We start from the raw sequence: 13246 nt of genomic DNA, 5'->3' as shown, positions 1-13246 counted from the left end.
GATTATTTCAGGTACTCACCGCTACGTAGCGCTTCAATGCGTTTATCCAGCGGTGGGTGCGTCATAAACAGCTCGCTTAACGATTTCGATTTACCGTTAATACAAAACGCCATCATGCTGGTCGCTTCTTGCGGCTCGTAGCTGGTTTTCAGGCGCTGCAGCGCGGCAATCATTTTTTCACGGCCAACCAGCTTCGCCGATCCCGCATCGGCATGAAACTCACGGTAACGGGAGAACCACATGGTGATGATGCTCGCCAGAATACCGAAGACCAGTTCCAGCACCGTCGCAACGGCGAAATAGATTAGCGGATTACCGTTACTTCCTTCGCCTTCATCGCGGTTGCCGCCCAGAAAACCAGCGGCAATTTGCGCGATAATGCGCGAAATAAAGATAACGAAGGTGTTAACCACCCCCTGAATCAACGTCATCGTCACCATATCGCCATTGGCAATATGGCTGATTTCATGCGCAATGACGGCTTCCGCTTCGTCAGGGCTCATGTTTTGCAACAAACCGGTGCTCACAGCGACCAGTGAGGCGTCACGGCGTGCGCCCGTCGCAAACGCGTTAATGTCCGGCGCATGGTAGATAGCAACCTGCGGCATGGCGATACCGGACTGGCGCGCTTGCGTTGCTACGGTGTTCATCAACCAGCGTTCTCTTTCATTGCGAGGCTGTTCAATAACTTCCCCTCCTACGGATTTTAACGCCATCCATTTGGACATCAGCAATGAAATAAAAGAACCGCCAAAACCAAACAGCAGCGCCATGATCAGCAAGCCTTGCACGCTGCTCGACTGTATCCCTGTCAGGCTCAGAACCAGCCCGAAAACGACCATCACGGCCAGGTTCGTCAGCAGGAAGAGCGCGATTCGCATCATAATTTTCTTTTAACCTCAATTTAACAAAGCGCACTATGCGATTACCCACATCGTATGGGTCTTATGGCTATTTTCAAGCATCACCAGGCGGTAAGTCACGAGAAAAACACAACTTTACATTTTGTAGCATTATCCTGACGACTTCTGCGCTTGTTAAAAAAAAACAGGCACAATTTTTTGTGCCTGTTTAGCGTTACTTATTGGCTGCCGCCTGCTCCGCTGGTTTTTCTTTTTCAAGATGCGCCAGGTCCAGAGCAATCTTCACCGTTTCATCAAGGTACGGGTCCGGCTCCTGGTAATCCTTTGGCAGATCGTCCAGTTTCTTCAGCAACGGTTTACCCTCACGTTTAAACCGATCGTTAATACGCGCCAGACGCAGAGCGTCTTCTTCATTGTTCTCTTTCTCACGCTGCGCATAATTCAGAGAGACGATGTTGCGCTTATCCTTCATGGCATTGAAACGTGCGATATCCTTCATGATGTACTGAAACTCAGGATCTTTGGCGATACGCGCGTTGTGTTCTTTCAATAATTCCGGGCCAAACGGGGCCAAATCGTCCGATTTCACGTATTTCGCCGCATCAATGCTATCCCACGGCAAGGCGTTATCTTCAAATTTTTCTCCGGTTTCCGTCTCTTCATTGCCAGTCGGCATGATGATATCCGGCGTGACCCCTTTACGCTGCGTACTGCCGCCGTTGACACGGTAAAACTTCTGAATGGTGTACTGCACCGAACCCAGCGCAGGCCATTCCGGGCGAAGCATCTGATCGTAAATTCGGTTTAGCGAACGATATTGCTGTACCGTCCCTTTACCGAAGGTCGGCTCACCGACAATCAGCGCGCGCCCATAATCCTGCATCGCGGCAGCAAAGATTTCCGATGCCGAGGCACTGAAACGATCGACCAGCACCACCAGCGGGCCTTTGTAGTAGACCACGCCGTCGGTGTCGCTATCCTCACGCACTTTGCCGTTATTGTCGCGCACCTGAACTATCGGACCAGAAGGGATAAACAGACCGGAAAGCGAAACGGCTTCCGTCAGCGCCCCACCGCCGTTTGAACGCAGATCGATAACGATGCTGTTAACGTTCTGTTTTTCCAGCTTCTGAAGCTGAACTTTGACATCATCGGTCAAGCCGACATAGAAGCCTGGAATATCCAGTACGCCAACTTTTTCCTTGCCGACGGTTTTCACCGACATTTTAACCGCGCGATCTTCAAGACGAATCCGTTCACGCGTCAGCGTGATAATACGCGTTTTCGTCCCTTTGCCAGCCGGCAGTATTTCCAGTCGAACCTTGCTGCCTTTTGGCCCTTTGATCAGCGCCACCACATCATCAAGACGCCAGCCAATGACGTCGACCATCGGTTTTCCAGCTTGCCCTACGCCGACGATACGATCGCCGACGCTAATCGACTTGCTCTTCGCTGCCGGGCCGCCGGCAACCAATGAGTTAATGACAGTATAATCGTCATCCATTTGCAGCACCGCGCCGATACCTTCCAGAGACAGGCTCATTTCGGTATTAAACTGCTCGGTATTGCGGGGAGAAAGATAATTTGTATGTGGGTCGATTTCACGCGCAAAAGCGGTCATCGCCAGCGAGAACACATCTTCACTGTTGGTCTGCGCCAGGCGACGAATAGCGAATTTGTAGCGACGCGTCAGCGTTTCGCGAATTTCTTTGTCGCTCTTGCCGGTGAGTTTCAGACTGAGCTCATCGAATTTCACTTTACCATCCCACAGCGCATTTAGCTCAGCCTCATCTTTCGGCCAGGGCGCTTTACTGCGGTCCAGGTTAAACGTATCGTTTCCGGTGAAATCCATTGGCCGTTCCAGCACTTTTAGCGCGTACTGGTAACGTTCAAACCGGCGCTTTTGCGCCAGGTTATAAAGATCGTAAAAAACATCCAGCTTACCCGTGCGCAGCTCATCGCCCAACACGGTTTTCTTTTTCGCAAACTGCTCGACATCGCTCGCCAACAAAACGTTGTGGCTATAGTCGAGAAGATTCAGATAGCGATCAAAAATCTTTGCCGAAAATGCCTCATCCAGATCGAACTGGCGATAGTGGGAGCGGGTAAAACGCGACGTTACGCGCTCGCTCACCGTCGCATGTTGCGTCTCTTCCTTTAGTACGGGAATTTGATCGGCACGCGTAATATCTTCCACGGCGAAGGACTGGCCTGCTAATGCAAGCAGGCCAGCTAACGCGGTAAGCCTAAAAAAAGTGTTCATGCCAGGCCTGGCCTCCGTTTCAGAACACCAGGTGTTCTGCGCGTACAATCAAAGACATACCCGAATTCAGCTGTACACGGACACCATCTTTGGTGATTTCTAATACGGTGGCATCCATCGCATTATTACCCGCTTTCACCTTGAGGGACTGCCCTACGGTCAATACTGAAATATCAGAAACCGGCGTGTGCTTCTCTTCGCGAGGCGCACGCGGCGCTTTCGTCGTCGGTTTATCAGCGCGAGGTTTACGTTCAGCGCCTTCTTTACGACGCGCTACCGGGCGAGGTTTACGCTCGCGTCGCGGCGCGTCTTCTTTTTCGCCAGCCGCCGCGGCAGCTTCGCGTTTTTTCGCTTGCTGCTCTGCGCGCTGCGCCTGAACACGGGCTTTGGCTTCTTCAAGCTGCTTACGCGCATGTTCGACATGCTGTTCTTCCAGCTCGCCGCACGGATTGCCATCAAGGTCGACGCGCGTTGCGCCCGGCTTAACGCCGTACAGGTAACGCCAGCTTGAAGTATAAAGACGTAAAGCGGAACGAAGTTGCGTTTTGCTGAGGTTCATTTCGCCCCCAACTCGCTCTACCAGATCCTGAAAAATACCAATTTTCAGCGGGCGAGCTTCGCCTTCCGCACTAAAACAGTGAGGAAAACGCTCGGCCAGAAACGCGATAACTTCTTTACTGCTATTCAACTTAGGTTGATTTTCCATGAAATTTCCTGATTACAACGGACGTAGCCAACAAGCAGCAGGCATGAACAGGCGTCATTATAATGACGCCATCAGTAATTGCTACGTTATCCGTTGATTATCCTGCGACGCTCGCAAAGAATTTTTTGTAATCCGTCGTTGCAAGCACGGTTTCAAGCTGTGCGACCAGCGTACGCAGGCCGTGTTCATCTTCTTCGGTAAAACGGCCAAACGCCGTGCTATCTATATCCAGCACGCCGATAATCCGTTCGCCAACCGTGACAGGCAGCACAATTTCGGCGTTGCTGGCGGCATCACAGGCAATATGGCCGTCAAACGCATGAACATCATCAATACGTTGAACCTTATTCTGCGCTACCGCTGCGCCGCACACGCCGCGACCAACCGGAATCCGCACACAGGCGATTCGCCCCTGAAACGGCCCCAACACCAGCGTATCGCCTTCGAGGAGATAAAACCCTGCCCAGTTTACCTCGGTAAGACGTTCGAACAGTAGCGCGCTGGTATTCGCCAGCGTGGCCAGAAAGCTGGTTTCACCTGCCATTAACGACTGAAAATCGCGGTTTAACGCCGCGTATAGTTCTGTTTTGCTCATTATATAATCACTTCGTGGTCTTACTCCTAAACACAGGCTATTAAAATAAGCATTAAATGCGTTCTTGCTCAAGATTATTCCTGTCATGAGTTAAGATTACATTATTCTAACACTTTGATTCACGATACATGGCTCTGAACACCTCACACGTCACGCCAACAAAAAAGCTAACGATCAGGTCAATTAGCGAAGCGCTGCCGCGCAGCCACTACCAGCGCTGCCCTGAATGCGACATGCTGTTCAGCTTGCCGGAGATGAGCGCTCATCAAAGCGCTTATTGTCCTCGTTGCCAGGCCAAAATTCGCGATGGGCGCGACTGGTCGCTGACGCGGCTGACCGCGATGGCGGTAACCATGCTGCTATTGATGCCGTTTGCCTGGAGCGAACCGTTACTCCATATCTACCTGTTGGGCGTACGCATTGATGCCAATGTGATGCACGGCATCTGGCAAATGACGCAGCAGGGCGATCCGTTAACCGCCGCAATGGTGCTCTTTTGCGTGGTTGGCGCGCCGCTTATTCTGGTTTTTTCAATTGCTTACCTGTGGTTTGGTAGCCTTCTCGGCATGAATCTGCGTCCAGTCCTGCTGATGCTGGAAAAACTGAAAGAGTGGGTGATGCTGGACATCTATCTGGTCGGTATTGGCGTTGCCTCTATCAAAGTGCAGGACTATGCCTTTCTGCAGCCGGGCATCGGGCTTTTAGCGTTCGTTTCGTTGGTGGTTCTTAGCATTCTGACTATGATTCATCTGAATGTGGAGCAACTATGGGAACGATTTTATCCGCAGCGCCCTGCTCAACGTGCGGACGAAAGATTGCGCGTCTGTCTTGGCTGCCACTTTAGCGGCTATCCGGATGCGAAAGGACGCTGCCCGCGTTGTCATATTCCGCTACGGTTACGCAGAAAACAGAGCATACAGAAGTGTTGGGCGGCCTTGCTGGCGTCTATTGTCTTTTTGCTGCCGGCAAACCTGCTGCCTATCTCGGTAATCTACATTAATGGCGGGCGTCAGGAAGATACTATCCTGTCGGGCATTATGTCGCTTGCCAGCAGCAATATCGCCGTCGCCGCCGTCGTTTTTATCGCCAGTATTTTGGTGCCGTTTACCAAAGTCATCGTGATGTTTACGCTACTATTGAGTATCCATTTTAAATGCGAACAGGGACTGCGGACGCGAATTCTGTTGCTGCGTCTGGTGACATGGATAGGCCGCTGGTCGATGCTGGATCTTTTCGTTATCTCGTTAACCATGTCTCTGATTAATCGCGATCAGATTCTGGCTTTTACTATGGGACCGGCTGCGTTTTATTTCGGCGCAGCGGTAATTTTGACTATTCTTGCAGTGGAATGGCTGGATAGCCGCTTACTTTGGGATGCACATGAGTCAGGAAACGCCCGCTTCGAAGACTGAAGCGCAAATTAAAACCAAACGCCGTATTTCACCTTTCTGGCTGCTACCGCTTATCGCGCTAATGATCGCGGGGTGGCTGGTATGGGATAGCTACCAGGATCGCGGCAATAGCGTGACTATCGATTTTATGTCAGCGGATGGTATCGTACCAGGCCGTACTCCCGTTCGCTATCAGGGAGTAGAAGTCGGCACCGTGGAAGATGTCAGCCTGAGCAAAGATCTGCGCAAAATTGAAGTTCGCGTCAGTATCAAATCAGATATGGAAGATGCGTTGCGCGAAGAGACGCAATTCTGGCTGGTGACGCCCAAAGCCTCGCTGGCGGGCGTTTCCGGCCTGGATGCGTTGGTCGGCGGGAATTACATCGGTATGATGCCAGGTAAAGGCAAGCCCAGAGATCATTTCGTCGCCCTGGATACACAGCCTAAATACCGGCTTAGCAACGGCGATCTGATGATTCATCTCAATGCGCCGGATCTCGGCTCGCTTAATAGCGGTTCACTGGTCTATTTCCGTAAAATCCCTGTCGGACGGGTGTATGACTATTCGATTAACCCTAACAAACAAGGCGTGACGATTGACGTTCTGATTGAGCGACGGTTTACCGATCTGGTGAAAAAAGGCAGCCGTTTCTGGAATGTCTCCGGCATTGACGCCGATCTAAGCCTGAGCGGCGCGAAGGTGAAACTGGAAAGCCTCGCGGCCCTGGTCAATGGCGCGATTGCGTTTGATTCGCCGGACAATTCCAAACCCGCCGCCCAGGATGACACGTTCGGCTTATATAAAGATTTAGCCCACAGCCAACGAGGGGTAATCGTTAAACTTGAGCTGCCCAGCGGAGACGGTCTGAAGGCGGAATCTACGCCGCTCATGTACCAGGGACTGGAGGTGGGTGAGCTTTCTAAACTGACGCTCAACCCTGGCGGTAAAGTCACCGGAGAGATGACCGTCGATCCCAGCGTTGTTCCGCTGATGCGGGAAAATACGCGTATTGAGTTACGCAATCCCAAACTGTCGCTGAGCGACGCGAATATCAGTTCGTTGTTAACCGGAAAAACCTTCGAGCTGGTGCCGGGCGACGGCGAACCGCGCAGTGAATTTGTGGTGGTGCCGGGTGAAAAGGCCCTGCTGCATGAGGCGAATGCCTTAACCCTGACGCTGACGGCCCCGGAAAGTTACGGCATCGAACCGGGCCAGCCGTTAATTTTACATGGTGTAAAAATTGGCCAGGTCATTGAGCGCAACTTATCCAGTAAAGGCGTGTCATTCACCGTCGCGATTGAACCGCAGCACCGGGATTTGGTACAGGGCGACAGTAAATTCGTGGTCAACAGCCGGGTGGATGTCAAAGTCGGCCTTGACGGCGTAGAGTTCCTCGGCGCCAGCGCCAGCGAGTGGATTGACGGCGGAATTCGTATTTTACCCGGTACGAGCGGGAAGATGAAATCCACCTACCCGCTCTATGCTAACCTGGAAAAAGCGCTGGAAAATAGCCTCAGTGACTTACCGACTACCACCTTAACGCTGACGGCCGAAACGTTGCCGGATGTCCAGGCAGGTTCCGTCGTGCTGTATCGAAAATTTGAAGTAGGCGAAGTCATCACCGTTCGCCCACGCGCCAATACCTTTGACATCGACCTGCATATTAAGCCGGAGTATCGCCACCTGTTAACCAGCAATAGCGTGTTCTGGGCGGAAGGCGGCGCGAAGGTGCAACTTAACGGCAGCGGCCTAACGGTACAGGCCTCGCCACTCTCCCGCGCACTGAAAGGGGCCATTAGTTTTGATAACCTGAGCGGCGCCAGCGCCAGTAGGCGCAAAGGCGATAAACGCATTCTTTATGCTTCAGAAACTTCCGCCCGCGCGGTAGGCGGACAAATTACGCTGCACGCGTTCGACGCTGGAAAATTGGCGGAAGGGATGCCAATTCGTTACCTCGGTATTGATATCGGCCAGATCCAGACGCTGGAATTGATCACCGCACGTAATGAAGTGCAGGCAAAAGCCGTCCTTTATCCGGAGTACGTACAGACATTTGCCCGCGCCGGGACACGTTTTTCCGTTATTACGCCACAAATTTCCGCGGCAGGCGTCGAGCATCTGGATACGATTCTCCAGCCCTATATTAACGTTGAGCCAGGACGCGGCGCGGCACGGCGCGACTTTGAACTGCAGGAAGCCACGATTACCGACTCACGCTATCTGGATGGGTTAAGCATCGTCGTGGAGGCGCCAGAAGCAGGCTCGCTTAATATTGGCACCCCCGTCCTGTTCCGCGGTATCGAAGTGGGAACCGTCACCGGAATGTCCCTGGGGTCGCTCTCCGATCGCGTGATGATCACCTTGCGTATCAGTAAGCGTTACCAATATCTGGTGCGTAATAACTCCGTATTCTGGCTTGCCTCCGGCTATAGTCTCGACTTTGGTCTGACAGGCGGCGTGGTGAAAACGGGGACATTCAATCAGTTCATCCGTGGCGGTATCGCCTTCGCTACTCCACCAGGTACGCCGCTGGCGCCAAAAGCGCAAGCCGGTAAGCATTTCCTGTTACAAGAGAGCGAACCGAAAGAGTGGCGTGAATGGGGCACCGCTCTGCCACGTTAAACACCAGGCTCCGGCGTACTCGCGCCGGAGCGTTTTATGCTACACTGCGCGCCTGTTTTTTTGCCGGCGATACACCTGTGGCTCAACACGCTGTCTATTTTCCTGACGCTTTTCTGACGCAAATGCGTGAAGCAATGCCTTCCACGCTCTCTTTTGATGAATTTATTTCGGCCTGCCAACGCCCGTTGCGCCGCAGTATACGCATCAATACGCTTAAAATTTCCGTGGCTGATTTCCTTGCCCTAATCGCGCCCTACGGCTGGTCGCTCACGCCAATTCCGTGGTGTCATGAAGGATTCTGGATCGAGCGCGATGATGAAGAGGCATTGCCGCTTGGCAGTACCGCTGAGCATTTAAGCGGCCTGTTTTACATTCAGGAGGCCAGTTCGATGCTGCCGGTCGCGGCCCTGTTCGCCGATGATAATCATCCGCAGCGGGTCATGGATATGGCAGCGGCGCCTGGCTCAAAAACCACGCAGATCGCTGCCCGCATGGGGAACCGCGGCGCCATTCTGGCCAACGAATTTTCGGCCAGCCGCGTCAAAGTTCTGCACGCTAATATCAGCCGATGTGGAATCGCCAATACCGCACTGACGCATTTCGATGGTCGCGTATTTGGCGCTGCGTTACCGGAGATGTTTGACGCTATCCTGCTGGATGCGCCCTGCTCTGGCGAAGGCGTAGTACGTAAAGATCCTGATGCGCTAAAAAACTGGTCGCCAGAAAGTAATCTGGATATCGCGGCGACACAGCGGGAACTGCTCGACAGCGCTTTTCATGCTTTACGACCCGGCGGCACGCTGGTCTACTCCACCTGCACGTTAAATCGCCAGGAAAACGAAGAGGTCTGCCTCTGGCTGAAAGAGACCTACGCCGACGCCGTTGAATTTTTGCCGCTGGGTGATCTGTTTCCTGACGCTGACCGCGCCCTCACCCCGGAAGGCTTCCTGCACGTCTTCCCGCAAATTTACGACTGCGAAGGATTCTTCGTCGCACGTCTGCGTAAAATGTCATCCCTTCCAGCCATGCCCGCGCCGGGGTATAAAGTGGGGGCGTTTCCTTTTACCCCCCTCAAAGGCCGCGAAGCATTACACGTTACCCAGGCGGCCAACGCCGTCGGACTGCTATGGGATGAAAATCTCCATCTTTGGCAGCGTGAAAAAGAGGTCTGGCTGTTCCCGGCAGAAATTGAATCACTGATCGGAAAAGTCCGTTTTTCCCGGCTCGGTATTAAGCTGGCCGAAAGTCATAATAAAGGCTATCGCTGGCAACATGAAGCGACGATAGCCCTTGCCTGCCCGACTCATGCTCACGCGTTCGAACTTTCTGCGCAAGAGGCGGAGGAGTGGTATCGCGGTCGGGATATTTATCCGCAAACACCCCCTGCCGCTGATGATGTCCTGGTGACGTTCCAGCGTCAGCCGCTTGGTCTGGCAAAACGTATCGGCTCAAGAATAAAGAACAGTTACCCGCGTGAACTGGTGCGGGATGGCAAACTCTTTACTGGTAATAGTTAAAAGGCGCACAAAAAAACCGCACTTTTTGACTGGCGCTTTTGCGTACGTTGACTACGCTGAAAAATGGACGGCTAAACTGGTCGTACCACAATTAGCGTATTAACGGAGAGCACGATGATGAAAACCAGTGTGCGCATTGGCGCTTTTGAAATCGACGATGCCGAATTACATGGCGAATCGCCGGGGGAGCGAACGTTAACTATCCCCTGTAAATCCGATCCGGATTTATGTATGCAACTGGATGCCTGGGATGCCGAAACCAGCGTTCCCGCCATTCTCAACGGGGAACATTCCGTTTTGTTCCGTACTCATTACGATCCTAAATCTGATGCCTGGGTCATGCGTCTTGCCTGACTCAAAAAGAACCCGTCGCCAGGCGGGTTATTTATTCTTCCTTTTCTCATTTCCCCCCTGCGCTAACCTCTCCTACACTATCGTGTAAAGTAGTTAACATTGAGGATGTAATGTTCGCGCTGGTACTTTTTGTATGTTACCTGGATGGAGGATGCGAGGATATTGTCGTGGACATCTACGATACCGAGCAGCAGTGTCTTTATTCGATGGACGATCAACGGATTCGCCATGGCGGCTGTTTTCCGGTAGAGGATTTTATCGACGGCTTCTGGCGACCTGCGCAGCAATATAGCGATTTTTAACCCTGGTCGCTGATACCGCTATTGTATCCGCGCTAACGTCAATTGCCCGCCAAATACCGCGCCCGTATCAATATAGTGTACGTTGGCAAAATCCATGCGCCGACGCAACGGCGTATGGCCAAACCAAAAATGATCGGCTCCGCTAATCCCGCCGCGCTTATTTATGAGCCGTTCGCGGCTCCAGAGAACCTGATGTAAATCGACCTTTTTTTGCCATTGATAGGTTGACGCGGGGTAATCTGCATGAGCGATCACATGCGTGCTATGGCGGCAGCGAACTTCCAGTATCCAGGGCAGCCGCTGACAAAGAATAAAAAGCGCTTCAGCTTGCGCAGCGTGTTCAGCCGTCAGGCGGGTAAACCAGTCGCCACCATTCATCAACCACAGCGTCGACTGCGATGAGGCCCGCGCATCCAGCGCCATTTGTTCATGATTGCCGCGAACCGCCATCATCCAGGACTCACGCAGTAAAGCCAGGCAACCCAGGCTGTCCGGGCCTCTATCAATGAGATCGCCCACAGAAACTAACAAGTCTTGTTGCGGATCAAATCGACACTCACGTAACTTTTTCATTAACATTGAAAAACAGCCGTGGATATCGCCGACCACCCAGACATGCCGCCAATTCTTTGCCTCTATTCGCTGATAAACCTCTTCAGGCCGCATCATATTTTTCCTGTCGTTCATTACCCAGGACAGATATAAAAGGATAGCGTGTGCAGATTTTCTTGCTTAGTAAACGTGCTCTGTTGTAAATAGCGAATTTCATCAGTAGCGAGTAAATACTTTGTTATTATCGCAATAAAATATAACTGGCTGCGCCAGGGGAGTGTTATCCCCTGGCGCAGCGAGCTACTCACTATCGCCTGTTCACCTTCAATATTCTTCCTCCTTAAAAGCATGCCAAAAACATAAACCACATATCGACACCACAGGCTTCAGCACACTCTTTAGCTGAGTGAGATGCAAGGCAAACCAGCGCCAATGCAGGTGTTGTTACTGTGGCGACCATCCCCCCCACAAACAGGAGCAGCATAATTTTTTTTAAAGGCGGCATAACCTCTCCTGACAGTTAACAGACCATTAATCCTTATCGAGACATCATCCGTGCGCGGGTATCATAGACTTAACAACACGCAGCGTTATAAAAAAAGCTGTCTGGTTATACCGTTATTTAGAGTAATAACAATTATTTTAAGTTTTAAGGGTATCCATTTGATTTTTATATTAAAATAAAAATGACGACGTTTTGTTAAAAGCGTCGCCATAAAAATGAATATACAGTTTCAGAAAATCTGCTATTAATTCATATGGTTAATAGCAGTATTGTGTTTGCTATCTTCAGGAGGCATTCTGAAGATACTTATTTGCAATATTTTCTATAGTTAACTGAAATTGTTGTGGCGTCGGCATCGTCCCCTTATTAAACAGCGGCGTAACCTCTTTCATAACGATTTTCTCAGCATACGCTTTAAAAGACACCTGCTGATTATGATTTATAAACATATGCGGATATTTAATGCTCGCTGCAGCAATGAGGGGGACGACAAAAGGATTCGCTCCTGCCCCACCTGGAGTAAATACGCCGTTTTTTATCTCCCCAGGTAGCCCCGCATTCTGCGCAGCCTCTCCTATCTCTTTCAGGAAGGGGGTAATACTGACCCCTTTACTGATGAGTAATTTACAACAGTGATCTTTATTATTACTGTACACGGCTGATAACATGGCTTCGCATGTCTGACGAGCATAGGCCGGATCTTTACTCGCATTACCTTTGATATCCAGGCTATTGAGCTTTTGCAGCATAAAATCTTTAACAGTTTTACTGGTTAATACTGCCCTACCCTCAGAGGCGTTCCCACGATGAAAATGGGTAGTCGGTATGTCTGTTTGCAGATGCAGGCTAAAGCGATCTGACAAACTCGTCGACAGGCTGATAAAGCTATTTCTAACGGCAGTAATACTTTTTGCAAAAATGTCCTTCTCCGTTGTTTTTTCTTTTACTGGTTCAACGTCACTTCTATGGATTCTGTAGTGCTGGGTGGATAGGGTTATATTAGTCACGGTAGTTCTCCTTTTAGATAACTATGCATAGCTACACTTTATTTATATTTCTTGCTTTCAAAAAATAGCCACCTTCTCCACAACCATTTTTACTCATTGATCTGTATAAATTTTATTTTCCTGATGAATTTTGTTCTTCTGTCACTTAGCTTTTTTTTCGGCACAAGGTGATCGACTTTTATCGAGGAACATTTTTATCGGGACAATCCTGAACAGGCAAAACATCACTTCAATTCAACTGCTGCGTCACACAAAACATTCATGAATATTATTATTTATGCTGATGTTGTTACGATTTTGCCCACATTCAAACGCTGACTGTCAGTTATCCTGCCAGCGAGTTAGCTGCTTTTTCAAAACCTATAAAGTCGCCACGCCAAACCTCTCCACCACTGTAATCCTTATCTAAATATCAATTAATTAACTGATTTTTATATATTATGACTTTTCATGGCGTTCAGAAAAACTACAAATAAAATGGATTGACTCATCTATTAGTGGTCAAAAAAACGCGCTACGAGAAATAATCAGTAACAATTGCGACACTATTCCAATCATAACGTAAACT

General features: G+C 50.6%; 13 protein-coding genes. 5 read left to right on the top strand and 8 right to left on the bottom strand.

Annotation, left to right across the window (positions count from 1 at the left end):
* Positions 1 to 2 precede the first annotated feature (2 nt).
* The 4 genes from htpX to ACLJQD_RS06005 all read right to left on the bottom strand — a co-directional run bounded on the left by htpX (position 3) and on the right by ACLJQD_RS06005 (position 4427).
* Positions 3 to 884 carry a protease HtpX gene (htpX, locus tag ACLJQD_RS06020; RefSeq protein ID WP_017441969.1) on the bottom strand — a complete coding sequence of 294 codons (882 nt, stop codon included), beginning with the start codon at positions 882 to 884 and terminating at the stop codon, positions 3 to 5.
* A 193-nt stretch (positions 885 to 1077) separates the two neighbouring features.
* A complete protein-coding gene (prc, locus tag ACLJQD_RS06015; protein ID WP_001091237.1) occupies positions 1078 to 3126 on the bottom strand; it encodes a carboxy terminal-processing peptidase in 2049 nt (682 codons plus the stop codon).
* Between the two features lie 19 nt (positions 3127 to 3145).
* Complete coding sequence (gene proQ, locus ACLJQD_RS06010) at positions 3146 to 3832, bottom strand: RNA chaperone ProQ (RefSeq protein WP_000431401.1); 687 nt, start codon at positions 3830 to 3832, stop codon at positions 3146 to 3148.
* A gap of 97 nt (positions 3833 to 3929) precedes the next feature.
* Positions 3930 to 4427 carry a GAF domain-containing protein gene (locus ACLJQD_RS06005; protein ID WP_001518229.1) on the bottom strand — a complete coding sequence of 166 codons (498 nt, stop codon included), beginning with the start codon at positions 4425 to 4427 and terminating at the stop codon, positions 3930 to 3932.
* 128 nt (positions 4428 to 4555) lie between these two features.
* Between ACLJQD_RS06005 and yebS the strand changes: the two genes are divergently transcribed.
* The 5 genes from yebS to ACLJQD_RS05980 all read left to right on the top strand — a co-directional run bounded on the left by yebS (position 4556) and on the right by ACLJQD_RS05980 (position 10614).
* Complete coding sequence (gene yebS / locus ACLJQD_RS06000; protein ID WP_001207293.1) at positions 4556 to 5839, top strand: membrane integrity lipid transport subunit YebS; 1284 nt, start codon at positions 4556 to 4558, stop codon at positions 5837 to 5839.
* Positions 5808 to 8441 (top strand): PqiB family protein, encoded by a 2634-nt coding sequence (locus ACLJQD_RS05995; RefSeq protein ID WP_001529852.1) that lies wholly within the window; start codon positions 5808 to 5810, stop codon positions 8439 to 8441. Before yebS ends, ACLJQD_RS05995 begins: the two co-directional genes overlap by 32 nt.
* Positions 8442 to 8518: 77 nt before the next feature.
* Positions 8519 to 9958: a 16S rRNA (cytosine(1407)-C(5))-methyltransferase RsmF gene (gene rsmF, locus ACLJQD_RS05990; RefSeq protein WP_023242819.1), complete on the top strand. Its 1440-nt coding sequence runs from the start codon at positions 8519 to 8521 to the stop codon at positions 9956 to 9958.
* Between the two features lie 117 nt (positions 9959 to 10075).
* Positions 10076 to 10312, top strand: coding sequence for a YebV family protein (locus tag ACLJQD_RS05985; protein ID WP_024131108.1), 237 nt, complete (start codon positions 10076 to 10078; stop codon positions 10310 to 10312).
* 110 nt (positions 10313 to 10422) lie between these two features.
* Complete coding sequence (locus ACLJQD_RS05980; RefSeq protein WP_000457838.1) at positions 10423 to 10614, top strand: YebW family protein; 192 nt, start codon at positions 10423 to 10425, stop codon at positions 10612 to 10614.
* Positions 10615 to 10632: 18 nt separating this feature from the next.
* Here the strand turns inward: ACLJQD_RS05980 and pphA are convergent, their stop codons facing one another.
* The 4 genes from pphA to sopE2 form a co-directional block, all read right to left on the bottom strand.
* Complete coding sequence (gene pphA / locus ACLJQD_RS05975) at positions 10633 to 11283, bottom strand: protein-serine/threonine phosphatase (RefSeq protein ID WP_017441967.1); 651 nt, start codon at positions 11281 to 11283, stop codon at positions 10633 to 10635.
* 17 nt (positions 11284 to 11300) lie between these two features.
* Positions 11301 to 11516, bottom strand: a complete 216-nt coding sequence (locus tag ACLJQD_RS05970; RefSeq protein ID WP_024137349.1) for a hypothetical protein — start codon at positions 11514 to 11516, stop codon at positions 11301 to 11303.
* Positions 11507 to 11671, bottom strand: a complete 165-nt coding sequence (locus ACLJQD_RS05965) for a hypothetical protein (protein ID WP_017441966.1) — start codon at positions 11669 to 11671, stop codon at positions 11507 to 11509. The genes ACLJQD_RS05970 and ACLJQD_RS05965 overlap by 10 nt, the downstream gene beginning before the upstream one ends.
* Before the next feature lie 284 nt (positions 11672 to 11955).
* The gene (gene sopE2, locus ACLJQD_RS05960) at positions 11956 to 12678 is read right to left on the bottom strand and encodes an SPI-1 type III secretion system guanine nucleotide exchange factor SopE2 (protein ID WP_017441965.1); all 723 of its coding nucleotides are present in this window, start codon (positions 12676 to 12678) and stop codon (positions 11956 to 11958) included.
* Positions 12679 to 13246: the final 568 nt, after the last annotated feature.

This window comes from Salmonella sp. SAL04214 (genome assembly GCF_046550615.1).
Classification (GTDB): Bacteria; Pseudomonadota; Gammaproteobacteria; order Enterobacterales; family Enterobacteriaceae; genus Salmonella; species Salmonella enterica.
This window is presented reverse-complemented; position numbering and strand designations above follow the sequence as displayed.